We start from the raw sequence: 26,426 nt of genomic DNA, 5'->3' as shown, positions 1-26,426 counted from the left end.
AGGTTCTGATGGGTCAATCTGTCTTCGGTCGATCGCAGGTTTTGCGTATTAGCGCTCAACGGACGACAATCGTCGACTCTCTCGTTCCTCGCTCTGCAGCGAAGGGAAGAATTTAATAGCCTGGTTTTCCTCTGTTTCGTTTGCATCAACTGGACCCTGGTTAGGAACGTTTGGTAGTAGATCACCGAATTTGGGCCATCTACCCCACAATATTCCTGATTTTGGGTCTTGTATTCCACTCGAAGTAAGGGGGTATGTGTACGACGGATGTCAGACGATAATTCAGAACCCACAGGCGCAGACCACGTCGATACCGACGAGGCACACGGATTCTCGAATCTCGAGCGATCCGATCTCGATGGCAACGACTCGAGCCAGGGGCTATTCGACGATCTGCTCAGCGGTGAACCGATTTTCGAGAACAAGGAAGTGCTTCGTCCTTCCTACACGCCACACGAGCTCCCACACAGAAGCGACCAGATCAACAAGATGGCGACGATTCTCGTCGCAGCGTTGCGCGGGGAGACACCCTCGAACATTCTCATCTACGGGAAAACTGGTACCGGGAAAACTGCGAGTGCAAAATTCGTCAGCAAAGAACTCGAGAGTACGTCCCAGAAGTATAGCGTTCCCTGTGACGTCGAATACATCAACTGTGAAGTCACTGATACGCAGTATCGCGTGCTCGCGCAACTCGCGAACAAGTTTATCGACAAGAACAAAGAACGCATCGACGACCGAATCGACGACCTCGAGACGCTCAAAGAGGCACTCGAGGAGTACGATCGAGCGTCTCAGTCGGACCCCGACGTTTCCGCTGGAACTGACACCGGGTCGGAAACGTTGTTCTCAGAGACGGCGGACCACGACGATACATCCGGGGGTACATCCACGGAGTTGGGATCTCCAGATGACGTAGATACGCACGCTGTTACCGACGAATCATCGGAAACTGATACCCACACCGATGATCGAGCTACTCCGAACGCATCGTCGGCTGATGACTCCGAACACCCTTCCGCGGTTCCAGCTGAAACGAAGGGGGAACCTACCGAGTCGACGGCGGCGGGTTCCGACACACCGGCCACGGCGGAATCATCGCCACACCCACTCGAGTCGACGCCGTTCGAAACGAGCGAGGATATCGACGATCGAATCGCCGAACTCGAAGACGACAAGGAATCCTTCGAGGAAGTTCCGATGACTGGATGGCCGACAGACCGTGTCTACAGCGTCTTTTTCGACGCCGTCGATTACGACGAACGCGTCGTCGTCATCATGCTCGACGAGATCGACAAACTCGTGGAGAAAAGCGGCGATGATACGCTGTACAACCTCTCGCGAATGAACTCCGAACTCGAGAATTCGCGCGTGTCGATTATCGGTATCTCGAACGATCTGAAGTTCACCGACTTTCTCGATCCTCGCGTCAAATCCTCACTCGGCGAAGAAGAGATCGTCTTCCCACCCTACGACGCAAATCAACTGCGTGATATCCTCGAGCACCGCTCGGAGGTTGCGTTTAAAGAAGGTGCTCTTTCGGACGACGTTATTCCCCTCTGTGCTGCATTCGCCGCACAGGAACACGGTGACGCACGCCGAGCGCTCGATTTGCTTCGCACGGCAGGCGAGTTAGCGGAACGATCTCAAACGGAGACGATCGTCGAAGAACACGTCCGCCAGGCACAGGACAAGATCGAACTCGACCGAGTCGTCGAAGTCGTTCGAACGCTGCCGACACAGAGCAAACTCGTCCTCTTCGCGATCATTTTGCTCGAGAAAAACGGCGTCAATAGCATCAACACTGGCGAAGTGTTCAACATCTACAAGCGCCTCTGTGAAGAGATCGACGCAGACGTATTGACCCAACGCCGGGTGACAGACCTCATCAGCGAACTCGATATGCTCGGTATCGTGAACGCAGTCGTCGTCTCGAAGGGACGATACGGTCGAACGAAGGAGATCAGTCTCTCCGTTCCTCTCGGTGAGACGGAGGCCGTGTTGCTCTCGGATTCCCGCCTCAGCGATATCGACGAAGTTCAGCCGTTCGTCCAGGCACGATTCGAAAACTAACTCCGTTCCTCGTGAGGGAACCGTGTACTCGAGTCTCCCTCGATTGATACACCGAGAACAGCAACGTCGTTCCTGTCGAGAGCCCGCGCGTCTCCCCTGTCCAGTCGAAATAGGGGGGCTATCGGCGGACAACGAAGCACCGATATGCTGCGACTGCCTCCGCTCTCGTATGAACAGACGAGCAGTTCTCGTCGCGTGCTCGAGTCTGCTACCACTGGCTGGCTGTACGACACTTTTCGAAGACGATGCGATCGATAAACGAGGAGAACTCGATGTCGTCATCGACGGCGAACCACACGACCTTTCCGCTGATCGATATCAGGCGGAACACGCCGACGATCACTCGATCGACTTTCACCTCCACGAACACAACGATCAGTGGTACATGGAAGGTGAGGAACCGGTAACGTTCGCAACCGGAATCGATCTCCTTCCTCACTTCGAGTACGAAACCGAAGCCGACGACCACGTTGTGACGATAGATGACACTGTCTACGACGGGTCGGAGTCTACGATGTCGATCGACTTTCTCGCCGACGACGAATCAGTCGATCCGACCTCCTACGAGATCCAAGATGGCGATGCGCTTCGACTCGAGATCGAGACCGACGAATAACCCGCTGTACCGTCGGTTAATGCGTGAGGCGACTGTCGTCTGTCATTCGGTGCAGCGTCCTCGAGCGCTGTTTTCTCTCTGAGCCGTTTGGTTACTCTTCGTCGACGCGTTCGGCTGGAACGCCGGCAACGGTCGTGTTCGCGTCGACGTCTTTCGTGACGACCGAGCCTGCGCCGACAGCTGCACCTTCACCGATCGTGATGTCGCCGAGTAACGTCGCGTTCGCCCCGATGTGGACCTCGTCTTCGACTGTCGGGTGTCGTTTGACCGGTTCGTTCCGATCGCCCCCGAGCGTAACGCCGTGGTAGAGATGTACGTCATCACCAATTTCGGCCGTTTCGCCGATGACGACGCCCATTCCGTGGTCGATCGTCACGCGTCGTCCGAGCGTCGCACCGGGATGAATCTCGACGCCGGTCACTATGCGGACGAGATGCGAGAGGAACCTGGCGAGAACTCGAAGGTCGCGCGTCCAGAGCCAGTGGGCGACCTGGTGGGCCCAGACGGCGTGCAACCCAGGATAACAACAGACGACCTCGAGGGACCCGGTTGCAGCCGGGTCACGCTCGCACATTGTGCGGACGTCTTCACGAAGCCGGCTGAGCATTTTCCTCCCGAGAGGTCGCGGTCGCTGGAGTGTGATGTGCACTGGGAACGTTCGTTCGACCGCACGAGTGACACCACCGGCTGTCGACGCGAGTGTGGTCGTTCCAGCCGATTTCAATACTCTTGCCGGTGGTGTTCATACCCGTCCGTTCCGGCGAAATCACCTAAAAGGGTTCGTTTCCGCGCCTCGAGCGAACTACTTCCCGCGCTCGAGTCGAGACCCGATTCGTGTCGGGAGATCGGCGTCGGAAACTGCCGTCTGGACCGATTCGATGTCGTACTCCACACGGTACGTGTCGACCGTCAGGCGATCGAGGTCGACCACCGCGTAGGCCGCCCGTGGATCGCCGTCTCGAGGTTGGCCAACGCTGCCTGGATTGACGACGATTCCCTCGCGAAAGCGCTCGACGCCCTGGACGTGCGTGTGGCCCAGAACCAGGACGTCTTCGTCCTCAAGGAGCCTCGGTGAGAACTCGTTGGGGTAGGTGTAGCGAGTGTAGCGTTTCGGGTCGTCAGGATGGCCGTGGACGAGTTTTACTCGTCCGTCACACGCCAGTCGTTCGGTCGGCAGCGACTCGAGCCACCCCAACTGATCGTCGGAGAGCTGGTCCGTCGCGTGTTCGACGCCAGCACGGGCCATTCCGTTGAACTGAAACGGAGCCTCGTCGACGACTGCGGCGTCGTGATTTCCCATCACTGTCGGCACGTCTCGCGAGCGAAGTACGTCGACACAGTCCGCCGGCCACGGGTTGTAGCCGACGACGTCACCGGCACACAGCAGGCGGTCGACTGACGGCATGTCCTCGAGCACTGCCTCGAGGGCGATCCGGTTGCCGTGGATGTCGGAGAGTAGTCCGACGTTCATACCCGAGTGTAGGGTCTCGAGCAGTTTGTACGTTCGCCGGGCGAACGCCCATTGAACGCACCGTGTCTGACTCCCACTTCCAGCAATTTGACCCCGAAATCGGCAGTTCGAGCCAGTACGATGGAGGTCGAACGTTTAGTGCCGCAAAAAGGGCTGTACGTACTCAGTCGCCGTTCTCGAGTGCCGTCTCGAAGCCGTTGTCGGTTCGGGCGACGCCCGCTGCACAGACTGCGTGTTCGAACTCGAGGTCGTAAGCGTCGGTTGCTGCTTCTGTCGCGGTGGTTGCCTCGAACTCGAACGAGTCGGGTGCGTTCTTCTCGTAGGTCGCGACGAGCGTCGGCTCTTCGACGGTCTCGACGAACAGGGCGTCTTTTCGGACCGTTCCGATCAGGGCCTCGCCGTCGGCACCGATCGTCGCCCCGATTCGGGGCGTATCGTAGTCGTCTTTCTCGTAGTCGAGTGCGAGGAGACTCTCGGCGAGGGCGTCTCGAGCGGGATAGCCCAGTTCGAGCTTCTCTGCGATTGGGTCGACGTGTGAGCCGTTTCCGAAGGCGGCCGTTTCGCCCGTCGGGGTGTCGACGAGTCGGAGACAATTATACGAGACGTACGGGTTGTCCGTTTCGGGTGCATCCGCCGTGGGACCGACGGTGAGTGCGTCGTCTCGAGTCGAAATCTTTCGGTTCGGGAAGGATCGTGATGAGACGCGGTAGGCACCGACGTCGGGACCGACGACGACGAATCGTCCGATGTACATGCGCGAACCTGCGCAGGTGAACGGAAAAGGAATGTCGATTCTCCCCAGCGTGGCCGAATTTGCCGTCATTCGAAAGACGGGCGATGTCGGCGTTGCTCGGGCGGTGACCCGACGACGGCGACGGTCGGTGGCTCTCTCCTGTCTGGCTCACCCGAGTTCGTAACACCTTAATACGGATGCCCACTACTATCCTCTACACCGTTAGAAGCGATACCTGACGGGTGATCGCAGTCCATTGGGGTAGTGGCCAATCCTGAAGCCTTCTGGGGGCTTCGACCCTGGTTCGAATCCAGGATGGACTACTCTTCTCGTTCGTTCGTCTCGAGGTTCATCGCCCAGCCGTCCGTCCGTCTCCAGTTGAAACGAAGGGGTTCGATAGGCGGCCCATAACGCACCTTCCACTCGAGAATCGCTGCACACTGATTCGGGCCCGACAGCTGATTACACGTCATCACGTTCGTAGGCCCCGTCTCGCTCGAGTTCGCCGCGTTTTCGCAGAACAGTGGGGGTCCGACAGATTCCCGGTGCGCCGGTCACCTGTGGAACGGTGCAGTTGTTACAGCTTTCACAGAGCACTCGTGGCAATTTTCCCGTATCATCGGCCGCGGACTCGAGCAATCGTGCCCCGAGTTTTGGCTCGGCGTAAAACGGACGAGCCATGCCGACCATGTCACAAGCCGGCACCTCGGGGTCCGCCGTCCTACCGAGTAATCGATCCATTTCCGCACGTTCGCGAACGCCACCTTCCGTCAGTACTGGAATCGAGACCTGTTCACGAACGCGCCGACAGAACGGTTCGTTCCACGCAGCTTCGAAGTCGTACTGTCGCGACTGAATCCAGTTTGCGCCAGCGACGAGACGCCGCCGATGTGCGCCGCCGAAGGCTTCGTCGTACTCCTCGTGTAACTGTTCGTTCGCCCACGCTCGGTCGGGATACTCCCCGCGAACGATGCTCATATCCCAGACGACGGAGGCTTGCACCGGCACGATGCCGTCGTAGCCGATTTGCTCGAGTCTCCGTGCAATTTCGACCCCATCTCCGAGGGAGAGCTTTCGACGCACGATCGGTGACGGCGGTGTAGCCGTTTCGGCCGGCACCTTGGTGATCAGCGGAACGTCTCCGGCCCGGTCGCGAATCTCGTCGTGGACGACGGCGAGAAACTCGAGTCTCGAGTCGGGATCACCGCCGAACTCGTCCTCGCGTCGGTTGTAAAACGGCGAGAGGAACTGCTGGACGATCCCCATGTTGGCTCCGGCGAGGTGGATTCCGTCGTAGCCGGCGTCGACGGCCGAGGCTGCGCAGCGACCAAAATCCGCGGCGAGTTCGTACACCTCGTCGGTCGAGAGCACGTGCGGGTCGTAGTTCAAAAATCCGAGCCGATCGAGCGCTCGCAACTGCCAGGGCGGGTTCGAAACCGCTAGTTGCTCGAGAGTCGGGTTCTCTCGACGATACGCAGCGTGCCAGGTTTCCATACTTCGCAGGCCGCCGTGCTCGAGTTGCAGGAAGATCCGGCTGCCGTGATCGTGGATCCGGTCGGTCAGACGAGTGAGTTTCGAGACGAAGTCGGGGTCGTGTACGCGAGTCATTCCGGGTGCAGCACAGCCACCGTCGCCGCGTACGATTGTCGCACCCTGGCAAATAAGGCCGACACCCGACTCGGCTGCTGGCTCGAGGTCGTCGATCAGGGTATCGACTGCGTTCGGACCGTTTCCCGCACACTCGAGCAACGGGGCACGATAGAGCCGGTTTGGGACCGTCACGCCGCCGATCTCGAGTGGTTCCTCGAGGGTGGTCATACAGTGTATACAGCGGGGACGGTCAAGAGAATACTGTCCCTTCGAGAGCACGATTTGGTCCGAACGACGCGATCTCTCCGCCCTACTCGGATCAGGGTGGGAGGATGACCGCACGACCTTCGATCTCGCCGTGCTCGAGTCGTTCCGCGACGGTGTTGATCTCCTCGAGGTCGTGGCGTTCGGTGTGCAATTCGACGTCTCCCCGATCGACGAGCGAGACGAGTTCCTGTAGTTCGGTGTAGCGACCGACGAGCGTCCCTTTGAACGAGAACTCGCCATTGACGAGGGCCTGACACGGTTCGTGGATGTTGCCGCCGTAGCCGACGACGTGGTGATCGCCGCCCGCGGCGACCATTTCAGGTGCAGTTGCAGTGGTTTCGTCCGCGCCGACGAAATCGAGCACTTGTTGGGCCCCTTCGTCGTCGGTCAGGTCCATCACTCTGCTCGAGAGTTCCTCCTCGCTCGAGTTGACGGTGTGGTGCGCACCGAGGTTGGCGGCTAATTCGAGCGCCTCGTCTTTGCGGTCGACGGCGACGATATCCGCGGCGCTCATCGTGTCGAGACACTGGAGTCCGATGTGACCGAGTCCACCGATGCCGATGACGACTGCCGTCTCGCCGGGGTTGAGTTCTCGGACTGCCTTCTTCGCGGCGTGGTAGGCCGTAATCCCTGCGTCCGCGTGGGGGGCGATTTCGGTCGGATCGACGCCCTCCGGTAGTGGGATGACTGCCCGCTCGTTGGTCAGCAGGGACTCAGCGAATCCGCCGTCGGTTGTGAGGCCGTTGAACGCGCTGTTCTCACAGTACATGTCCTCGCCGAGTCGACAGGGGCGACAGATGCCACACGTTTGGACGGGGTGACAGATGACCGGGTCACCCTCCTCGACGAGCGTCACTTCGTCGCCGGTTTCGGCGACGATTCCTGCGTTCTCGTGACCGAGCGTCATCGGCAGGTCCTGCGGGGCGTAGTCGGTCCACATTCCTTCGATAATGTGGTTGTCAGTCTGGCACCATCCCGCGCCTTCGACGTCGACGACGACTTCATCCGACCGATCGACCGTTGGGCGGTCGATGTCGTCGATCTCGAGTCCCTGGCTCATGTCGTCGGTATACTCGTGGAGACGGGCTGCTTGCATGTTAACATGGGCCACTTCGGTACCCTCGCAGATAATGTTCCCCCCTCGTGTCGCAAACTATCAAATACACTGTTTGACATATTAACGAGGTTTGGGTGCTACTGGGCTGATAACTGGTGAGAAACACTCATTCTGTTATATCTGAAGAAGTATAATGGTTGTTGGTAACAATTATCATAATGCCATGTACCGGCACAACGGAGAAGACATCTTCGTCATCGATGGTCACGTTCACCTATGGGATGCGACCGAGTCGAACATCGTTCACGACGGCGGGGAGGAGTTCATCCAGTGTTTTTACGATTATCACACGACGTTCACACCCGAGGACCGTCAGTGGGACATCGACGAATACCGAAAGTACGGTGCCGAGCGAATGCTCGACGACCTGTTCTCGAGTGCAGCAGTCGATATGGGAATCTTTCAGCCGACGTACCTCACCGACTTTTACGAAGATGGATTCAACACGACCGAGCAAAACGCCGAACTGGCCGAGGAGTATCCAGAGCGATTCGTCCTGAACGGGTCGTTCGACCCGCGAGATGCGGATCCGGGCCTCGAGTACCTCGAGGAATTGCACGAGACATACGATATTCCGGGCGTCAAACTCTACACCGCAGAGTGGCGTGGCGACTCGAAGGGGTGGCGACTGGATGACGAGGACGCGTTCGGCTTCCTCGAGCGGTGTAGCGACCTCGGAATCGACAATATTCACGTCCACAAGGGGCCGACGATCAGACCGTTGAATCGCGACGCATTCGACGTGAAAGACGTCGACGACGCGGCCTCGTCGTTCTCCGACCTCAACTTCGTCGTCGAACACGTCGGATTACCTCGCCTCGACGACTTCTGCTGGATCGCCGGGCAGGAACCGAACGTCTACGGTGGCCTCGCGGTCGCGGCACCGTTCGCACAAAATCGCCCCGGGAAGTTCTCGGAGATCATGTCCGAACTTCTCTGGTGGCTCGGTGAGGATCGAGTGTTGTTCGGTTCGGACTACGCCCTCTGGAACCCCGATTGGCTCGTTGAGGAAGTCATCGAAGCGGAACTCACCCAGGAAGACCGTCTCGAGTACGGCGTCGAATGGGATCTCGAGACGAAAAAGAAGGTGATGGGAGAAAATGCCGCCGAACTCTACGATATCGACATCGACGACAGACGGCGGACGTTCCAAGACGACGAGATAAGCGCGCAGTTCGGACTCGAGGATCACTATGCAAACGAAGAACCAGCAACGGCGGACGACTAATGACTGCACAGACATCCGATGAGGTCACGCGGCGGGTCGTCCGCGAACGGTTGGATCGAGTCACCGATCCGGAACTCGACCGATCGATAGTCAGACTCGAGTACGTCGATGCGATCGAGATCGCGGGAAATCACGTCGCCGTCGAATTCACGCTGCCGACGGCGTGGTGTTCCCCGGCGTTCGCCTGGATGATGGCGAGCGACGCTCGAGACGAAGTAGAGACGCTCCAGTCGGTCGAAACGGCAACCGTCACGCTTCGTGAACACGTCCACGAGGACGCGATCACTCGCGGGGTGAACAATCGTCGCTCGTTTGCGGAGGCGTTTCCGGACGCCGACGGTGACGTCAGCGCCGTCCGTGCGGAGCTCGATAGAAAGGCACGCGTGGCCCGTCAGTACGATGCCGTCGAGGCGCTCCTCGAATCCGGCCTCGACGCGGCGACGATCGTCGGTCTCCGACTGCCTGATTTCGAGACCGTTTCCGGAGACTCCGCCGCCGAACACGGTCTCGGCGAGATCGAAGACGCCGAAACGGCTGCTGTACACACCGATAGATCTCCCGGAGCCAGCGACGCATCCGAACGACTCGCCGTCTACGCTCACGACCGCTCGTTCGCCGTCACGCTCCCGGGGACACCGATCAACCATTACGTCGAAAAGGCCCGCGAAACCGGCCTGCTCTCCGAACCGGACGCGCGTCTCTTTCGGACCCCCGAGGGCGACCCGATCGATTCCGAATCGTTCCCGCTCGTCCACCGACGCTGTCGCCTCGCGAAAGTCAATATGTCGAGTCAGGGCGGCATTTGCGATGGGCTTCGCGAGGCCAGGACGGATCGCCTCGAGGACGCCACTGACAATTGATGCATGCCGGGCCCTTCGCATATCCTGACGCGTAGATGCCAACGATAATCCGCTATTCGAGGGACTAACGTCTCACTTTTCGACCTCGAGTAAGGCCACGCGTTCGCGGACGAGGTCCGAAAGCGACGCGTCGGTTGTCGCCCGCTCGGTGTCGGTGATGTCGTAAAACGAACAGACCGTTTCGGTGTCGACGGACTCGAGCGTCGATCCGGAGGGTTCGACGGCGTCTAACGTCAGCAGTTCCTGCCGGGCAGCCGTCTCCCGTTCGAGTGCCCCAGCACTCTCGTCTTCGTTACCCCCTTCATTTCCACTGCAATCGGCGTCGATCAGGATGATGGCGTCCGTTTCGCCGACGTCGATTCCCATCTCGAGTGCACGGTTGATCTGTCGTCGACCGGCGGCGTAGAGCAGGATTTCGACTGCTCGATCTCTGGCGATGTTGTCCCCACGAGCGATGGCGCGGTCTGCCAATTTTTGCGCGTGCTCGAGGTGTGAGCGGTCGACGACGTAGCGCGCATCGAAGGCTTGGATCGTCACGTCGTGTCGGTCACCGATTCGACCCAGTTGGGCGACGAATTCGTCGAGGTCGTCGACCGTCAGTGTACACTCGAGGAGTTCCACTAGAAATCACCCAGACTGGATTGGTTGTCGTCCGCCGTTTCTTCGTTCGTCTCGTCACTTGTGCCTGCTTTCGACCCGTCGCTCGTCGCGCTTACGACACCACTAGCCGGTTCGACGCCGTCCATCGACGGATTCTCTCGACCGGCGTTCTCGAGGATGTTCTCGGCCGTTTTCTCACCCTTTAGCGCTCCGAGGATGACCTCTTTCTCGGCACTGCGAAGGTCGGCTGGCTCCTCGACCCCGGCTTCGTAGAGTCGGCGCGCCCGTTTCCGACCGACGCCGCCGACCGAAACGAGTTCGAGCAACTCCTCGCCGACGCCGTGTTCGACGCGTGCGCGGGCTTCGCGGACGGCGACGGTCCACTCGCTGTCGATTTCGGCGGCCAGGGACTCGGCGGCACCCAACAGCCACTCGGCGGTATCGACCTTCCCGCGGAGGTCGCCGGGTCCGATCTTGTAGCGTTCGGTGATCGTCTCCTCGTCGGCCTCTTCGGCCCAGTCCTCGAGCAGCGTCCCTGTTTTGAGGGCGGCCAACCAGTCTTCGAAGCGTCCTTCTTCGAACTCGCTTGGGGCGTCACCGAGCAGTTCGCGCTCGCGCTCGTAGAACAACTCGCCGAATTTCTCGTCCTCGCCCGAGCGCAAGTAGAGTTCGTACATGTCGGGTGTCCGCGAGACGAGTTGGTACAGGCCGAGTGCCGTTGGCCGCTCCTCGGCTCCCTCGAGACCGTGGACGATCTCCGCTGCACTCATCGGATCGAGGTAGAGTCGGGAGACGGTGTGACCGAGGCTGGTTGCCTCGAGCGTCTGTTCGTTCTTCGAGCGCTGTTGGTCCGCGAGGTCGGCTGCCGAGGTGAATGCCCCGGCGTCGTCGTTCGTTTGTTCGGTTTTGCCGTCCCGCTCGATGAAGTCGTTTCGCTCGAGGTAGCTCAGCACTTCGTCGGTGACGCTCTCGAGTCGCCCGGCTTCGCTCGACTGACTCGCGTAGAGGGTGGCCTCGAGGAACTCGAGGAGTCCGCCCCGTGTGCGGGCGAAGCCGGAGGCGATGGTGGCGAGGACGTGCGTCCGGAGTGCGGGTTCAGCCGCGAGTTTCGATCGGACGGCCTCCGGATCGGCCCAGATGTAGCGGTCGAACAGCTCTTGGCTCTCGTCGTGGCTCTTGGCGAGCAAGACGGCTTCACCGTAGGGGTCGAGACCGGGACGTCCGGCTCGTCCCATCATCTGGTGGACCTCGAGGACGTCCAGGGGAGCCATCCCGCCCGCACTCGGATCGAAGCGTCGCCAGTCGCGGACGATCACGCGACGGGCGGGCGTGTTCACCCCGGCGGCGAGGGTCGGCGTCGCGGAGATGACCTTCAACAGCCGGTCGCGAAAGGCGTCCTCGACGAGCGAGCGCTGGGTGCTCGAGAGTCCGGCGTGGTGAAATGCTGCACCGCGCTCGACGCAGTCGGCCAGATCCTTGCTTGTCTCGGTGTCGCTGTCGTCGCGAATCTCCGCGGCGAGTTCGGCCAGTTCGGTGCGCTCCTCGCCCGATAGCTCCGGACCCGAGACGCCACCCAATCTGCTCGCGGCGGCCTCGGCGTTGCGCCGGGAGCTGACGAAGACGAGCGAGGAGCCACCTTCTTGGAGGATGTCTCGCACGAGCGCAGCTTCCTGTTTTTCGCTGCCCTCGACGGGAACCTCTCGCGTCGAGCCGTCGTCGAAGTTGAGCGCGTTCCCGTAGTGGACGCCCATCTCCAGGTCGATCGGTCGCCAGTCGCTGTCGACGAGGGAGGCGTCGAGCCAGTCGGCGATTTCGTCGGCGTTCCCGACGGTTGCAGAGAGCGCGACGGTTTGCATCGCGGGATTGAGCTGTTGGAGTTTCGCGAGGGTCACCTCGAGTGTGGGCCCTCGATTTCGGTCGTCGATCAGGTGCACTTCGTCGCTGACGACGCAGGTGAGTTCGGAGAGCCAGCCAGCCCCGTTTCGGACGAGTGAGTCGACCTTTTCGCTCGTCGCGACGATGATATCCTTCGTCGCGAGCCAGTCGTCGGTGCTCTCGTAGTTGCCCGTCGTGACGCCGGTCGTGATGCCAAACTGTTCGTACGCCTCGAACTCGTCTCGTTTCTCGCTGGCGAGCGCTCGCAACGGGACGATGTACAGCGCTTTCCCGCCGCGTTCGACCGCCGAGAGCATCGCGAGCGCGGCGATCATGGTCTTGCCACTCGCAGTTGGCACGGCAGCGACGAGGTTCTCGCCGTCGGTCGCGCCGGCGTCGACCGCCTCGGCCTGTGGCGGGTAGAGCTCCTCGATGCCCTCTTGCCGAAAGTGGTCCGTGGCACCGGGTGGGAGCCCCGACAGCTCCTCGAGATTCATTACCCGTCTTTGGCGCGTCCCGTGGTTTAAACTGTCGTCTCGAGGCCCGTCCGTCGGTCCACCCGTGACGTCGACGAGTCGCGGCGTTTTTGTTCCACTCGGGTTGACACTCACGCATGTCGACACTCGCCCGCGCGCTCGAGTCGTCGCCGCTGCGGACGAAGAAGCCGCGGGGTCGAAGCGGTAAACTCCTCGTCGGGACCGCGCTCGTCGTGCTCACGCTCGGGATGTTCACCGGGACGCTCGACCGCCGACTCGAGGCGCTGGAAACGTCGATTTCGGTACTCGAGGCCTGCCTCGTGTTGGTCGGCGCAGCCGTCGCAGTGGCCTTCGCTCGGTACCTACTCGGCACACTCAAACGCGCGGCGGGATACGGCCTCCTCGGAACGTTCGGGTTTGGGATTGGACTCCCGGCACTGGTGGCGCTTCCCGCAGTCGGCGGCGTCTTTCGGCGGGTGGGATCGACGGTCTACGGCGCGATGCCGTGGGTCGAAACGTCTCGCTGGCAACGATTGTTGTCGGTCGTCGGCGGCCCGCGGGGACTCGCCTCCGGGTGTTACGGCACGACGCTGCTCGCGGCCGGTGCGTGGACCGATTCGCTGGGCGATTCGCACGTGGTTTTCGGGTACGAACTCACGCTACTCTCCGTGTTCGCGATCATGACGGTTCCGGGAATCGCCGTCTACTACGTCCGTCGATAAGTCGATATCTCGTTTCCAGGTGCAGAGAGATCACGAGGAAGGATTCTCGCGGACCGCTAACGATTTACGACAATCGGCCCAACCATCGATCATGAAAGTCGAATTCGACGAGGAGACCTGTATCGGCATGTATCAGTGCGTCGCCGAGTGGGACGCCTTCGAGGAGGACAAGACGAAAGGCAAAGCGGTTCTCGAGGACAGCGAGGAGGTCGAAGACGGCATCTTCGTCCGCGATGTCCCCGAAGGCGCGGAACTCGACGCGAAGTTCGCGGCTCGAACCTGTCCCGTCGACGCAATCACGATCTACGACGACGATGGCGAGCAGTTGATTCCGTGAACGCAGCGCTCTTATCCGTCGACCTTCGCTGACTGTTCGCGGATGCGGTGAAAAAATGACGGTATCGGTCGCGGTCGCGGTCGCGTTACGAGATTTTGTCGTACTGATCCGAGAGCTTCTCGGCGGCTTCGCCGAGTTGGTCGCGCTCGAACTCCGAGAGGTCCCACTCGACGATCTCTTCGACGCCGTCGGAGCCGAGTTTGGCCGGGACGCCGAATGCGGTGTCCTCGTGGCCGAACTCGCCCTCGAGGGGGACGCTGCACGGAAGCACTTCGCCGGTGTCGCGCAGGATGGCCTCGACGGTGTGTCCGACGCCGGTCGCTGGCCCCCACTGCGTCGCGCCTTTCTTCTCGATGACGTTCATCGCGGAGGTCTGGAGTTCCTCGAGCAGTTCTTCTTTCTCGTTCTCGTCGAACTCGCGGTCCTGTCCGTCGACGCGGACTTTCGAGAAGACGGGGACTTGGGCGTCGCCGTGCTCGCCGAGGATGGTCGCGTCGACGTTCTGAACGGGGGCGTCGTAGCGCTGGGAGATGACGTAGCGGAATCGAGCGGAGTCGAGTCGGCCGCCGAAGCCGACCACCTGCTCGCGTGCGCGGTCGCCGACCTCGTAGAGGTGGCGGTTGAGCAGGTCGACGGGGTTCGAGGTTGTGACGGTGATGAAGTCGTCGTTGTACTCCGCGATGGAGGAACCGATATCCTCCATAATCGGTGCGTTGTCGCCCGCGAGGTCGATTCGTGTCTGGCCGGGCTGGCGCGGAATGCCGGCCGTGATGACGACGACGTCCGAGCCCTCGGTGTCCTCGTAGCCTCCCTGACGGATCGTCGTGTTCGAGTCGTAGGCTGCACCGTGGTTGGTGTCCGCAGCCTGTCCGACCGTCGTGTCCTCTTGATCCGGAATGTCCACGAAGACGAGTTCGTCGGCGATATCCCGAAGTGCGATGTTGTAGCCCGCTGCGGCTCCAACCGTTCCAGCCGCGCCGACCACGCTAACTTTCGTCATACCACGTAAACATCGGCCACCCCGTGCGTTAAATCCGTCGAAACCCCTTCTCTCGAGCGATTTGACGAGAACTAGATCGACACCTGTCGAACCACTCGCGATCGGGCAGCTACCGGCGTCGAACCGCCGACCAGCCGCGGTCACGCTCGAGAGTGAATCGATTGCAACCGTCCTCGAGTGGATACCGTCGGCTATGCGGAACGGTTCGTCTCCGCGGAGAGACGCTCGTATCGAACCGATCATGGTCGCTGCCCGCGACGTCTCGGCTATGCGAGTCAGTGTTATCGGCGGCGGAACGATCAGCGAGACCGCGGCGAATCGAGCCGAAGCCGTCGGTCGCGAGCTTGCGACTCGAGGCCACACGGTCGTCTGTGGCGGTCGTGGCGGAACGATGGCGGCCGTCTGCCGTGGTGCGAACGATGCAGGAGGAACGACCATCGGCATTTTACCCGGCGAGCACCGCGAGGACGCGAACGAGTTCGTCGATATCGCCATCGCGACCGGACTGGGCCACGCCCGCAACGCGCTCGTTCCGTTGAACGGTGACGCGGTGATCGCGCTCGCGGGTGGCGTCGGCACGCTCTCGGAGATCGGCTTCGCCGGCATCTACGACCGACCGATCGTCGGCCTCGAGACGCACGATTTCTCGCCATTCGAGGCCGACCGTGACCTCGGCCTCGAGACCGTCGAGACGCCTGCCGAAGCCGTCGATGCGATCGAAGCCGCGGTCGCCCAATCGCGGTGAACGCGGCCGGCGAATCGGTATCGCCTTCGGTCTCCGTCGGGTTGTTCCGGTATGACTGTCGACGAATCGGACGCGTACGTACTCCGCGATGAACTGCCCGATCCCGAGACGTTCGCCCACTTGCGCGAGGTCGCTGGCATGGGTCCGCGTTCGCTCGAGGCAATCGAACGCGGCCTCCCGAATACGATTTACGGCGTGATCGCGGTTCACGAACCGTCCGGTGAGGTCATTGGCATGGGGCGACTCGTCGGCGACGGCGGTGCAGTCTACCAGATTTCGGATATGGCGGTCCATCCGGACCATCAGGGGAAAGGGCTCGGAACTGGAATCATGGACCGTCTCGAGGCCCATCTCGAGGCCGAGGCGCCGGCTGGCGCGTACGTCAACCTCGTCGCCGACGTCGACGACTTCTACGAGCGATTCGGTTACGAACCCGTCCGCCCGGGTTCTAAGGGGATGCACCGCCGGATAGAGTGAGTGACACGCCACCGTCGACGCTTGACGGAGTGCGCGCGTCTCCGCAGCTTTTTCGACGGTCGGGCGCTTTCTGTCGGCTATGAGCGACTTCGACAAGGAAGCCGAACGCGAGAAACTTCGAGAGAAGTACGAACGCGACGCCAAAGAGCGCGAGGCGACCCAGCGAATGAGCGATCTGCTGCTCAAAGGGGCGACGATGACGAACGCCCACTGTGGGACCTGTGGCGACCCGCTGTTCCAGCAAAACGGAACCACGTTCTGTCCGAGTTGTCACGGCAATCCCGACGCGGTCGAAGGGACGGACCTCGAGGCGCAGCCGGCGACCGAATCGGACGCTAACGCTACCGCTGACGCTGGTGATGCGTCAGACTCCACCGCTGACTCGAGTGAGCGTGAGTCCCGACGAAACGAAGCGGCGGCCTCGAATACTGCTGGCCAGCCCGACGGGACTGCCACTGAACGACCGAACTCGAGTGGAAACGAGGGGGCGTCGTCGAACGCAGCCGAGCGACCCACTCAGAATGCAGCCGAGCAGACCCCTTCGAGAGAATCCACCCAACCATCCTCGAGCGCTGCCGAATCGGCACCGAACCGATCCGTAACTCCCGAGCAGCTATCGACACCGAACCAGCGATCGCCGAGCGCTCGGCAACCGACGGCCGATGTCGGTGTCGAGGACGAATCTCGGTCGCCTCGTCGCGACGAGACACCGTCTGCACCGGCGGTCGACGGCGACCGCGAGGCCGCTCGAGCCTCGCTCGTCCGGGCGCTCGAGAAGTTCGCCGCGAAGGCGGCCGAAACGGACGACCCACGCCACGCGACGGCCTGTCTCGAGGCCGCACGCGAGGCGAGCGAGGCGCTCGAGACGCTCCGGTAGGGCTGAAACGGGTTCGATACGGGTTGAGAACGAAGTTCGGACTCGAGAGCGACCCACGCTACAGCTCGGGTGGCTGGATCTCTTTCGGTTCGTTGTCGCCACAGCCGTGTTCGTAGAGGTGCGTCGTGTTCCTGTCTCGCTCGTCGTGGTCGTCGATGGTCTCGTAGGTGATGTCTTCGCTGACGACGTACATGTTGATGTGCGTCAGTTCTTCGCCGTGATCGTCTTCCCACGTCGAACAGAGGTGTTCGGCGAGCGCCGTTGGCACCTCGTTGTCGTTTAGCCCGCTGCTGCGGACGCTGTTCATGTAGAAGCGTTCGCGATACGTGTCGTATTGGGTCTGGAGTTCGTCGGACGGCCGTTCGTACGTCAGCTCCCGTTCGTTGTAGGCGTCGATGTACTCGCCATCCTCGGTCACTGCCGGGAAGACGTAGTATCGGTCCGTCGTCCGCGGTTCGGGGGCGAACACGCTCCACTCGGGTTGGTCGACGCCGAAACTCGAGGCGATATCGTCGACCTGTTGTTCGGGCGGTGAGTTGCCGTCGATGACGGAGACCACGGGCACGTACGACAGGATCGAGAGCAACACGAGCGAGCCGACGACGATGCCGAGGAAGACGCTGTGGACGTTGCCCCGGAACCGATCGAGGGACGGACTCGAGAGACACGGATTCGGCACGGACGCGGCGTGTGAGGCGAGCGTTCGTCTGGTTCGGGTGAGACGAGACCTGTCGACGTCGAGAAGGTCGGCGACTCGCTTCAGATCGGTCCAGAACTGCGCCTGGAGGAACAACAACAGGCCGGCGATCGCGACGTAGGGGAACGCGCCGATACGGACCGTGAGGATGAACGAGACGTGCCCGCCGACGAACAGCGCGACGAGGAACATGCGTTTCCGGCCGACGAGGACGATGAGCAGCCAGGAGAACATGAGCATGTAGTACCAGAGGTGGGTTCCCAACTCGAGCAACGCCGGGAACTGCCGGATGTACGGTGTCAGGAGAAAGGTCATGTCGTCGAGGCCCATGACGAGCGGCGTCGCCTCCCCGCCGGTCCACAGGTCGCTCTGGGACTTGTGATACCAGTTGAGGAAGTACATGTACACCATCTGCGAGAGGATCAACGCGGAGGCGATACCGGCGACCGACTCCCGTGGCCCGCGGTCGGCGTGAACGGCGTCGACCGACCAGCGTTCCCCGAGGGGGAGGAAGATGGCCCAGAACAACAGGAGCCGAAAGAGCGTGTCGGCGTAGCTCAAGACGAGTGGGTTGTGGTGATCTAAGGAGACGACGAACAGGAACGAGAGGACCATCGCTAGACGCGTCTTGTAGCCGACGATCAGCTGAATCGCGATCAGCACTTGCAGTCCCATCAGCGCGGCGATAACCGTCGGATCGGTCGTCAGGTGATAGAACGAGAACGCGTTATCTGCGCTCAACTCCATCGCGATCGATTGGGGGACGACGCCGTCCTCGGTGTAGTAAAAGGAAAGGTTTCGCGAGCGAAGGAACACGTCGGCGATGATGAGGAGGCCGACGAAGACGCGAAAGACCACGAGCGTCCGCGTATCGATCCGAACGGAGTCTGCGAGGTTCCGTCGCACTCGATGGGCCCCTGTCTCGAGTTGCGACCGCACGGGACGCTCCATGTGCTCACACATGCCGATGTTATCGAAATAATCATTTCGGTCGAAACTGATCTCGGGGTGACAATACCTCGTTCAGGGGAATCTGAGGAACTGCCTGTCGTCTGCTCGTTCTTCCGTCGCCGGGTACATCACGACGAAATTTGCATCTGTCACTCTTGCGAGTCGGTTCGGGAGGGTCCGTAACTCGCTGTGCCAGCCGACTTCGTTTCGCCGGGCGCTCACGCAGACGAGGAAGTCGTCCGATCGCGTCTCGTCGCGGAGTTCTTCGAACAACTCGTTCCAGCCGTCGACCGCGTGGAACGTCGCCGACGTCGGTGGCTCGAGGCGCGTTGTCACTCGATCGAAGTGGCTCGGATTTCCGTCGACGACGAGGCCGTGAATCGGGGCTCCGGTTTGCGCCGAGATACGTTTCACCGTGTGCACCGACTCGGAGAACCCGTCGTTGTGGTGGATATCCGGCGGGAGCACGAGGACGATCCGCTGGGTCGTGTTGAGTGGCTCCCTGAGTCGACCGACCAGCGTCAACTCCGTGGTTCGATCGAGCACCTGATCGATGATGTGGCCGAACACCTGCTGCGTCCGTGCTTTCTGCCCGTCCCAGCCGACGACGAGCGTCGTAATCCGGTTCTCGACGCTCGAGCGAACGATGCCCGAAGCAATGTTGTGGTTGACTCGAGTGTGGGGTTCGATCGGAACTTCGGCACCGGCGGTGTACGCCTCGAGGTCCTCGAGACGCGTTTCGACGTCGGCGACGTTCGCCGTGGTCCGCGATCGCTGTTCCGGGCGGACCACCGTGACCGTGTGAATCGGCTCGTGTGCGCGTTCGTTACGGATCGTGACGGCGAGATCGAGTAGCGACTCCGCGTATTCAGTTTCTCTCGAGATGGGAACGAGGATCCGTTGTGACGTCTCGCCTGGATCGTACGCTTCGTGGTCGCGAGCACGGACGAGTGCGACACCGGCCCGTTCGACCAGCGCGGGACTGAACAGACTCACGACGAGGATCATCACGACGACGGCGTTGATCATGTCCTGGCCGAATCCCGGAACGCCTGCGTCGAACCCGATCTGGACGATCGCGAGTGCAGCGGCGGCCTGCCCCACGGAGAGGCCGAACATCCCGAGGACTTGATCCCGATCGTAGCCGTAGACGCGGCCGGCGGCCCACGCTGCGACGTATTTCGTGACGAAGACCATGACGAGAAGCGAACCGGCGAGTGCGAGCGTGTCGACTCCCTCGAGCACGACGCCGACGTTGACGAGCATCCCCACCGAGAGGAGGAAGAAGGGGATGAAGAGCGCGTTGCCGACGAACTCGATGCGATTCATCAGCGTTCCCGACTCTGGGATTAGTCGGTTGAGCGTCAATCCGGCGAGGAACGCCCCGATGATGTGCTCGACGCCGACGAGTTCGGCGAGAAACGCACAGATGAACAACACGGCCATGACGAACAGAAACTCGAAGTAACTCTCCTCGCTGTGGATGCGAAAGAACCAGCGACCGAGTCGAGGGACGAGTACCCAGACGCCGATGAAAAACAGCGTCAATCCGACCGACAGCTGTGTCCAGAACGCGGCGTCGAGCGTCCCGTCGACGCCGGCGATGACGATCGCGAGCACGAGCAACGCGAGCGTGTCCGTCAGAATAGTGCCGCCGATCGTCGCGGTCATCGCTTCGTCGTTCGCGATGCCGAGTCGGTTGACGACCGGATACGCGAGCAGCGTGTGCGAGGAGAAAATGGCGGCGAACAACAGTGCCGCCGGAAGCTCCAATCCGAGCAACGAGACGCCGACGACCGTTCCGACCGCCTGTGGAATCACGAACGACAGCAATCCGAAGACGATGCTTCGATCCTTGTACTCGAGAAACTGCGTGAGGTTAATCTCGAGGCCCGCGATGAACATCAGGTAGATCAGGCCGACCTCGCCGAGCAACTCGATCGTGGCGTCTCGTTCGAGTAAGTGCGCGCCGTTGGGGCCGATCGCCGCACCGATCAGGATGATCCCGATGATCCCCGGCAGTCGATAGCGCTCGAGGACGAGCGGGGCGACGAGGAAGATCACCATCGCGAGCCCGAAGATGAGGACGGGATCGTCGAACGGCGGCGTCAGTGATGGACCCGTCGACAACAGCGTCTCGTATCCTTCGAGACGGACGCCGTCCGTAGCCACCACCGAATGCGTACTCACCAGCGACGGAGGGCACAGTTCGTTCATCGATACCGACACGGAAGTGAGTCGAAATGCACGTTCGTCCGCGAGCGTCCGTGGCTACTCACGGTGCTATCGGACGACGGTGACAGGAACGGGTGATCGGCGCACGACGGTCTCGGTGGTGCTCCCGAGGAGCTTTTGCTTGAGGCCTTCTCGACCTCGAGTGGCCATGACGATCAGGTCGACGCCGAGTTCGTCCGCGCACGTGACGATGGCGTCGGGAACGGCCCCGGGGAACGTCACGGTCTCGAGTTCGACGCCGTGGTCGTTGGCCACGGCCTGTGCTTCTTCGAAGCGTTGTGTCACTTCTTGTTGCCACTCGCGATCTTCGTCGTCGACCCCACTCGAGTCGCCGCCGGTCATCGACGCGTAGACGTCGGTACTCGCCGACTCGTGGACGTAGAGACAGGTCACGTCGGCGGTCGGATAGGCGCGACAGGCGTGGGAAACGGCCGACAGGGCCTCCTCGGTGCCGTCGATCGGGACGAGTACGCGGTAGCCGGTTCCGTCGGTATCGCCAGTCGTCGCCGCGGTAGCCTCGGTTATCTCGGGGGTTTCTTTTTCGGAGTGGGGAACGATCAAAATCGGGTACGTGCTCTCTCGCGTCAACCGATTCGCGCGATTTCCGGTGAGCAGTTTGATCCAGCGACCCCCTGGGCGGGGTGTGAAGGCAATCGCGGTCACGTCGAAGGCCGCCGCAGTGGCGAGAATTTCGTCGACGACGTCCGGCCCGTATCGAAGTTCCGTCTCCACGTCGTAGCCGGCATCGCCGAATTGCTCACGAGCGAGCGCGAAAATCTCTGTTGCTTGCGCCTGTCTGGCTTCTCTGGGCGCTTTGTCGGGTCCGCCCTCGGTCTTCTCGATGACGTGCACGACGACGACCTCTCCCGACGACTCGAGGTAGGGAACGACGGCCTCGCACGTCGCTTTCGCGTCTTCCGGTTCGGCGATTGGAACCAACACGCGTTCGAAGAGCGGTGTCGTCATCGACTATCACGCCGAAATCCGGCACGGACACGAGCGACGGCAGCAATGCGGGGACACATTATCCTCTCGTCATTTTGACGGGACCGACCGGTATATAACTACGTCCTGAACGTTCCGTAGTGAGTGTGTTGGGGCGGTGTCGCTCAGTGTCTTCGACTATCGATTGTGGGGTTCGGTGCGCTCACTTCGATCCCGTGTACTCGGTGCCGATAACCTCTCGCATCCGCTCGGCCGTAACCGACCCGACGCCGTCGGCTTCCTGTAACTCGTCCTCGCTCGCGATCATCACCGCTTCGACGGTGCCGAACTCCTCGAGCAGCGAACGGGCCGTGACGGGGCCGATTTCGGCGATCGAGGAGACGACGTACTCCTGTTGTTCGGCGACCGTCTTGGCCCCTTTCTCGCCGTGGACCGAGACCTCGCGGTCTGACGTTTGTTGTTCGCGACCGGCGAGCACTGCGAGCAGTTCGGTCGACTCGTCTTCACTCTCGGTCCGGAGCACGCTCGCACCGAAGTCGACGGCCAGACTCGAGAGCGCGCCCCGAATCGCGTTCGGGTGAATATCCCGCTGCTCGTACAGTCCCTCGCCCTCGACGAGGACGATCGGTCGCGAGTAGTGTCTGGCCATCGCGCCGACCTGCTCGAAGATCGAGCGCTCGCCGCCGACTAACGAGTCGACGAAGTCGGCCACCGATTTTCGCTCGATAACGACGCGATCCGAACAGACGTAGTCGCCCACCTCGAGCGTCTCGAGGCGGATATCTATCTCTTCGCGTCTCGAGAGGTCACGGGCGATGTTGGCGTCCATCTCGCGTTGGTCGGCGACGATTTCGATCGTCTCGCCCTCGGCGTGTGGTTCGTGGACTGTGACGTCGTCAGCGTTCGACTCCGAATCGGTGTCGTTGCTCTCTGTCCCATCCCCGGTGTCGTTCACGTCCTTCGAAAAGTCCTGTAATCCTGGTGCTGTCGAACCCCCTTCATTTCCACTGGAAGAGTCGCCGACTGCGTCGGGGTCGCGTTCGTCAGCGCCGTCGCTGCCGGCGGTTTCGCCGCCGAAGTCTGACAGCGCCTGCTGGGAGTCGTCGAGTTCGTCCGCGAGGGTGTCGGCCATGCCCTTGAGTTCGCGGAGTTCGGACTCCATCTCCTTCTCGCGGCGCCGGGAGATCCAGAAGTACGCCTCGTCGCGGGTGTCTTCGGCCATGAGGACGACGACCCGGCCCTCGGACTGGCGGCCCGTTCGCCCCTTGCGCTGGATGGAGCGAATCGCCGTCGGAACCGGCTCGTAGAACAACACGAGGTCGACTTCGGGCACGTCCAGTCCCTCCTCGGCGACGGAAGTCGAGACGAGCACCTCGAACTCGCCGCCGCGGAACTGGTCTAACACCTCCTGTTGTTGCTTCTGGGTCATGCCGTCCGACCCCTCTCGGTCGCCCTGTCCGACGAATCGCTTCGCGTCGAAACTCTCGGAGAGGAAGTCCGTCAGGGCCTCTGCCGTGTCTCGAGATTCGGTGAAGACGATGACGCGCTCGCCGCCCTCGAGTCCAAGCGTCTCGGCGAGTAACATCCGGGTCTTGCGGTACTTGGGGTGGAGTTCGTCGAAACGCTCGGCCTGTCGTATAGCTTCGCGAACGCGCGGATCCGAAACCATGCGTTGGCTGGCCTTCGAGGCCCCCGAGGATCTGGCTTGATTGCGCTGACGATCGAAGTACCGCCGGACGGCCTCGACGCTCTGAGTTTCGACGAGCGTGACGGCCTGACGGAGTTTCATCACCTCCGCGTGGACGGACATTCCCTTGAACCCCTCCGATTGGTCGTTGTTGATCAACTTCTGGAGTTCCGCGCGCATTCGATTGAGGTCCTTCTGGGACTGGTCGGGTTGGGTCGAGGAGGCAACGCCGAGTTCCTTGAGTTTCTCGAGGCGATCCGTGATCACCTCGTTCAACGCGTCGCGAATCTCGAGGACGTCCTCGGGGAGGCCGATTCGTTCCCACTCGACGTCGGTGTCGTGGGTAAATTCGGAGACGTCGGCGTCCTCTTCGGTCATCACCTCGACCTCGCTGATGCCGAGGTTCTCACAGACCTCGAGGATGGCCTCCTCGTCGCCGCCGGGCGAGGCCGACATGCCCGTCACGAGGGGTTGATTCGCGTCGGCATGGTAGCGTTCTGCGATGTAGTTGTAGGCGTAGTCGCCGGTCGCGCGGTGGCACTCGTCGAAGGTGATGTGGGTCACGTCGGAAAGCGAGATTCGGCTGCCGACGAGGTCGTTTTCGATGACCTGCGGGGTGGCCATGACGATCGTCGCTTCTTCCCACGTCGCCGCCCGATCGTCCGGGCTGACGTCGCCCGTGAAGACGATGATCTCTTCGTCTGGGATCTGGAGGGCTTCCCGGTAAAAGTCCGCGTGTTGCTGGACGAGCGGTTTTGTCGGTGCGAGCATCAACGATTTCCCGCCGACTTCCTCGAGCCTGCGAGCCGTCACGAGCAGGCTGACCGTCGTCTTCCCGAGTCCCGTCGGGAGACAGACGAGCGTGTGGCCGTTCGCGGCCGTCCCCGCGAGTTTCAACTGGTAGAGTCGCCGCTCGAGAAAATCGGGCTCGAGGAGGGGGTGCTCGATTGATGGTGGCTCTGCACCCTCGTCCGTTGTCGCCATTGCCGGTGATTCATCCTCGCGGTGAATAAGGGTTCTCGTACCGGGGTGAAAGTATAGGTGCCACTGCGAGTCAGCGGACACTCGATCGCACGATAGCTGTGCGGTCGGTGTGTAAACCGTTTCAGTTGGCACTATCGACGGTGTGGGTGGGTAGATGGTGCGAGTGAGACGACTTACGTCGGCGAGTCGACTTCCGCTGGTTCGTTGTCACCGCAGCCGTGACGGTAGAACTCGTCGAACTCCTGCTCGCGGTCGTCGGGTTCGGTGATCGTGTCATGGGTGATGTCCTCTTCGACGACGTACATCGAGATCCGCACGAGTTCCTCGTCGTGCTCCTCGCTCCAGCGCTCGCAGATCTCGTCGCCAAACTCGACGGGCACGTCGTTCTGGTGACCGCCGTTTCGGACGCTGTTCATGTAGAAGCGTTCTCGATAGCTGCCGTATTGTTTCTGTAACTCGCCGTCGTACGGCCTGTCGTAGGTCAACTCCCGCTCGTTGTAGGCGTCGACCACCTCCCCGCTCTCGGTTTCGGCGGGGAAAACGTAGTAGCGATCCGTCGTTCTGGGATCCGGCCCGGCGAAGACGGCCCAGCCAACGGGCTGATCGACGCCGAACCTCGAGGCGGTGGATTCGATCTGTTTCACCCCTGCCGTCTCGTACAGCGTCTCGTCGACGGTTCCCTCGACGCGTTCGTCCATCGACTGATCCGCTTCGGTGTCGGCTATCGAAGTGCCGACGTTGAACGCCATGACGACGGCGACGAACAGGAGCGAGACGACGACGATGCCGAGTGCGAGACTGTAGGCGACCCCGCGTGCACGCCGAATTCGCTCGGCGGTCAGCCGATAGTCCGGAACGGCCGCCGCGAGGGTCGAGAGCCGCGTCACCGCCCCGGCGACGCGACTCGAGTCGACGGTCGCGTACTCGCCGAGGCGGTTCAGGTCCGTCCAGAACGCCCCCTGTAAGAAGAGCACGAGCCCCGCGAGCGGGACGTAGGGGAACGCGCCGATGCGAACCGTGAGGGCAAACGAGACGTGTCCGATGGCGAACAGGGCGACGAGCGGATACCGTGCTCGAGCCGGTAGGACGACGAGCAGCCACGACAACAGGAGGATGGTGAACCAGACGCGCCCGCCGAGCTCGAGTAGGATCGGTGCCTGCCGGATCGTATTCCCGAGGAAGAACGTCATCTCGTCGATGCCGAGCACGAGCGGGGCCGCGTCGCCGCTGGTCCAGACGTCCGACTGGGACTTGATGAGGCCGTTCGTGAGGTACATGTAGACCATCTGAGCCAGGATCAAGACGGTGGCGGCGTTGGCGACGTGTGCCCGTCGCTCGCCGTCGGCGTGGACGGCGTCGACCGACCAGCGTTCCCCGAGCGGGAGGAAGATGGCCCAGAACAACAGGAGCCGAAAGAGCGTGTCAGCGTAACTCAAGACGAACGGGTTGTGGTGGTCGAGCGAGATGACGAACAGAAACGAGAGGATCGTCGCGATGCGGGTCTTGTAGCCGACGATGAGCTGAATTGCGATCAGCCCCTGCAGGACGAACAATCCAGCGATGACGGTTGGATCCGACGTCAGATGGTAGAACGAGAACGCGCCGTCGGCACTCAACTCCTGTGCGAGTGCCTGCGGGACGACGCCGTCGTCCGTGTAGAATCGCGAGAAATTCCTCGAGCGAGCCAGCAAGTCGGCGACGATCAGGACGCCGACGAAGATCCGAAAGACGGCCAGTGATCGCGTGTCGATGCGAATCCGTCGACGCAGGTACGTCCGAAGCCGCCGTCCCGACTGGTAGAGGGCGTCGCGAGAAGCGGGACTCATCTGCCAATGTGATTCTAATCGAACACAATAGGTGTTT

Annotated in this window: 22 protein-coding genes and 1 tRNA gene; 10 read left to right on the top strand and 13 right to left on the bottom strand. The window is 61.6% G+C overall.

All coding sequences use genetic code 11. From position 1 onward, the window contains the following. The first annotated feature begins 267 nt into the window (after window positions 1–267). Together BLW62_RS15870 and BLW62_RS15865 are read left to right on the top strand one after the other, a co-directional pair. A complete protein-coding gene (locus BLW62_RS15870; RefSeq protein ID WP_090508016.1) occupies window positions 268–2,073 on the top strand; it encodes a Cdc6/Cdc18 family protein in 1,806 nt (601 codons plus the stop codon). A gap of 169 nt (window positions 2,074–2,242) precedes the next feature. Further along, the gene (locus tag BLW62_RS15865) at window positions 2,243–2,689 is read left to right on the top strand and encodes a hypothetical protein (protein ID WP_090508015.1); all 447 of its coding nucleotides are present in this window, start codon (window positions 2,243–2,245) and stop codon (window positions 2,687–2,689) included. Window positions 2,690–2,780: 91 nt separating this feature from the next. On the opposite strand, the gene cysE is transcribed toward BLW62_RS15865, so the two are convergent. The 3 genes from cysE to BLW62_RS15850 all read right to left on the bottom strand — a co-directional run bounded on the left by cysE (window position 2,781) and on the right by BLW62_RS15850 (window position 4,914). Further along, entirely contained in the window at window positions 2,781–3,296 is a 516-nt protein-coding gene (gene cysE / locus BLW62_RS15860; RefSeq protein WP_090508014.1) for a serine O-acetyltransferase, read from the bottom strand. A 195-nt stretch (window positions 3,297–3,491) separates the two neighbouring features. Further along, window positions 3,492–4,160, bottom strand: coding sequence for a metallophosphoesterase family protein (locus tag BLW62_RS15855; protein WP_090508013.1), 669 nt, complete (start codon window positions 4,158–4,160; stop codon window positions 3,492–3,494). 163 nt (window positions 4,161–4,323) lie between these two features. Next, window positions 4,324–4,914 carry an IMP cyclohydrolase gene (locus BLW62_RS15850; RefSeq protein WP_090508012.1) on the bottom strand — a complete coding sequence of 197 codons (591 nt, stop codon included), beginning with the start codon at window positions 4,912–4,914 and terminating at the stop codon, window positions 4,324–4,326. 229 nt (window positions 4,915–5,143) lie between these two features. On the opposite strand from BLW62_RS15850, the gene BLW62_RS15845 reads away from it, so the two are divergent. After that, window positions 5,144–5,216: transfer RNA gene (locus tag BLW62_RS15845), tRNA-Gln, on the top strand. A gap of 139 nt (window positions 5,217–5,355) precedes the next feature. On the opposite strand, the gene BLW62_RS15840 is transcribed toward BLW62_RS15845, so the two are convergent. Further along, window positions 5,356–6,711, bottom strand: a complete 1,356-nt coding sequence (locus BLW62_RS15840) for an oxidoreductase (protein WP_090508011.1) — start codon at window positions 6,709–6,711, stop codon at window positions 5,356–5,358. A gap of 91 nt (window positions 6,712–6,802) precedes the next feature. Then, window positions 6,803–7,846: an NAD(P)-dependent alcohol dehydrogenase gene (locus tag BLW62_RS15835; protein WP_090508010.1), complete on the bottom strand. Its 1,044-nt coding sequence runs from the start codon at window positions 7,844–7,846 to the stop codon at window positions 6,803–6,805. A gap of 184 nt (window positions 7,847–8,030) precedes the next feature. Here BLW62_RS15835 and BLW62_RS15830 point away from each other — a divergent pair, with 184 nt between their 5' ends. Together BLW62_RS15830 and BLW62_RS15825 are read left to right on the top strand one after the other, a co-directional pair. Next, on the top strand, window positions 8,031–9,095 hold the full coding sequence (locus BLW62_RS15830) for an amidohydrolase family protein (protein WP_090508009.1): 1,065 nt from the start codon (window positions 8,031–8,033) through the stop codon (window positions 9,093–9,095). Beyond that, on the top strand, window positions 9,095–9,955 hold the full coding sequence (locus BLW62_RS15825) for an iron-sulfur cluster assembly protein (RefSeq protein WP_090508008.1): 861 nt from the start codon (window positions 9,095–9,097) through the stop codon (window positions 9,953–9,955). The genes BLW62_RS15830 and BLW62_RS15825 overlap by 1 nt, the downstream gene beginning before the upstream one ends. A gap of 72 nt (window positions 9,956–10,027) precedes the next feature. Here BLW62_RS15825 and cgi121 read toward each other — a convergent pair whose 3' ends face one another. Next, window positions 10,028–10,576, bottom strand: a complete 549-nt coding sequence (gene cgi121 / locus BLW62_RS15820; protein WP_090508007.1) for a KEOPS complex subunit Cgi121 — start codon at window positions 10,574–10,576, stop codon at window positions 10,028–10,030. Continuing rightward, a complete protein-coding gene (locus tag BLW62_RS15815; protein ID WP_090508006.1) occupies window positions 10,576–12,927 on the bottom strand; it encodes an ATP-dependent DNA helicase in 2,352 nt (783 codons plus the stop codon). The genes cgi121 and BLW62_RS15815 overlap by 1 nt, the downstream gene beginning before the upstream one ends. Window positions 12,928–13,043: 116 nt before the next feature. Between BLW62_RS15815 and BLW62_RS15810 the strand changes: the two genes are divergently transcribed. After that, complete coding sequence (locus BLW62_RS15810) at window positions 13,044–13,628, top strand: hypothetical protein (protein WP_090508005.1); 585 nt, start codon at window positions 13,044–13,046, stop codon at window positions 13,626–13,628. Window positions 13,629–13,719: 91 nt separating this feature from the next. Next, window positions 13,720–13,965 carry a ferredoxin gene (locus BLW62_RS15805; protein ID WP_090508004.1) on the top strand — a complete coding sequence of 82 codons (246 nt, stop codon included), beginning with the start codon at window positions 13,720–13,722 and terminating at the stop codon, window positions 13,963–13,965. 85 nt (window positions 13,966–14,050) lie between these two features. Here BLW62_RS15805 and mdh read toward each other — a convergent pair whose 3' ends face one another. Beyond that, window positions 14,051–14,965 (bottom strand): malate dehydrogenase, encoded by a 915-nt coding sequence (mdh, locus tag BLW62_RS15800; protein WP_090508003.1) that lies wholly within the window; start codon window positions 14,963–14,965, stop codon window positions 14,051–14,053. Window positions 14,966–15,233: 268 nt separating this feature from the next. On the opposite strand from mdh, the gene BLW62_RS15795 reads away from it, so the two are divergent. From BLW62_RS15795 to BLW62_RS15785, 3 genes are all read left to right on the top strand, one after another. Beyond that, the gene (locus tag BLW62_RS15795; RefSeq protein ID WP_090508117.1) at window positions 15,234–15,710 is read left to right on the top strand and encodes a TIGR00725 family protein; all 477 of its coding nucleotides are present in this window, start codon (window positions 15,234–15,236) and stop codon (window positions 15,708–15,710) included. A gap of 51 nt (window positions 15,711–15,761) precedes the next feature. Beyond that, a complete protein-coding gene (locus BLW62_RS15790) occupies window positions 15,762–16,187 on the top strand; it encodes a GNAT family N-acetyltransferase (protein WP_090508002.1) in 426 nt (141 codons plus the stop codon). 79 nt (window positions 16,188–16,266) lie between these two features. Beyond that, window positions 16,267–17,064, top strand: coding sequence for an Sjogren's syndrome/scleroderma autoantigen 1 family protein (locus BLW62_RS15785; RefSeq protein ID WP_090508001.1), 798 nt, complete (start codon window positions 16,267–16,269; stop codon window positions 17,062–17,064). A 58-nt stretch (window positions 17,065–17,122) separates the two neighbouring features. On the opposite strand, the gene BLW62_RS15780 is transcribed toward BLW62_RS15785, so the two are convergent. From BLW62_RS15780 to BLW62_RS15760, 5 genes are all read right to left on the bottom strand, one after another. Next, window positions 17,123–18,712 carry an HTTM domain-containing protein gene (locus tag BLW62_RS15780; RefSeq protein ID WP_090508000.1) on the bottom strand — a complete coding sequence of 530 codons (1,590 nt, stop codon included), beginning with the start codon at window positions 18,710–18,712 and terminating at the stop codon, window positions 17,123–17,125. Between the two features lie 72 nt (window positions 18,713–18,784). Beyond that, on the bottom strand, window positions 18,785–20,929 hold the full coding sequence (locus BLW62_RS15775; RefSeq protein ID WP_090507999.1) for a cation:proton antiporter: 2,145 nt from the start codon (window positions 20,927–20,929) through the stop codon (window positions 18,785–18,787). A 66-nt stretch (window positions 20,930–20,995) separates the two neighbouring features. Continuing rightward, a complete protein-coding gene (locus tag BLW62_RS15770) occupies window positions 20,996–21,913 on the bottom strand; it encodes a universal stress protein (protein WP_090507998.1) in 918 nt (305 codons plus the stop codon). Between the two features lie 181 nt (window positions 21,914–22,094). Then, window positions 22,095–24,563 carry a DEAD/DEAH box helicase gene (locus BLW62_RS15765; protein WP_090507997.1) on the bottom strand — a complete coding sequence of 823 codons (2,469 nt, stop codon included), beginning with the start codon at window positions 24,561–24,563 and terminating at the stop codon, window positions 22,095–22,097. A 173-nt stretch (window positions 24,564–24,736) separates the two neighbouring features. Then, complete coding sequence (locus tag BLW62_RS15760) at window positions 24,737–26,389, bottom strand: HTTM domain-containing protein (protein WP_090507996.1); 1,653 nt, start codon at window positions 26,387–26,389, stop codon at window positions 24,737–24,739. Window positions 26,390–26,426 lie beyond the last annotated feature (37 nt).

Origin of the sequence: Natronorubrum sediminis (assembly GCF_900108095.1) — an archaeon.
Lineage (GTDB): Archaea > Halobacteriota > Halobacteria > Halobacteriales > Natrialbaceae > Natronorubrum > Natronorubrum sediminis.
Note: the sequence above shows the minus strand (reverse complement) of the source record. Positions and strands in the feature narration are given on the sequence as shown.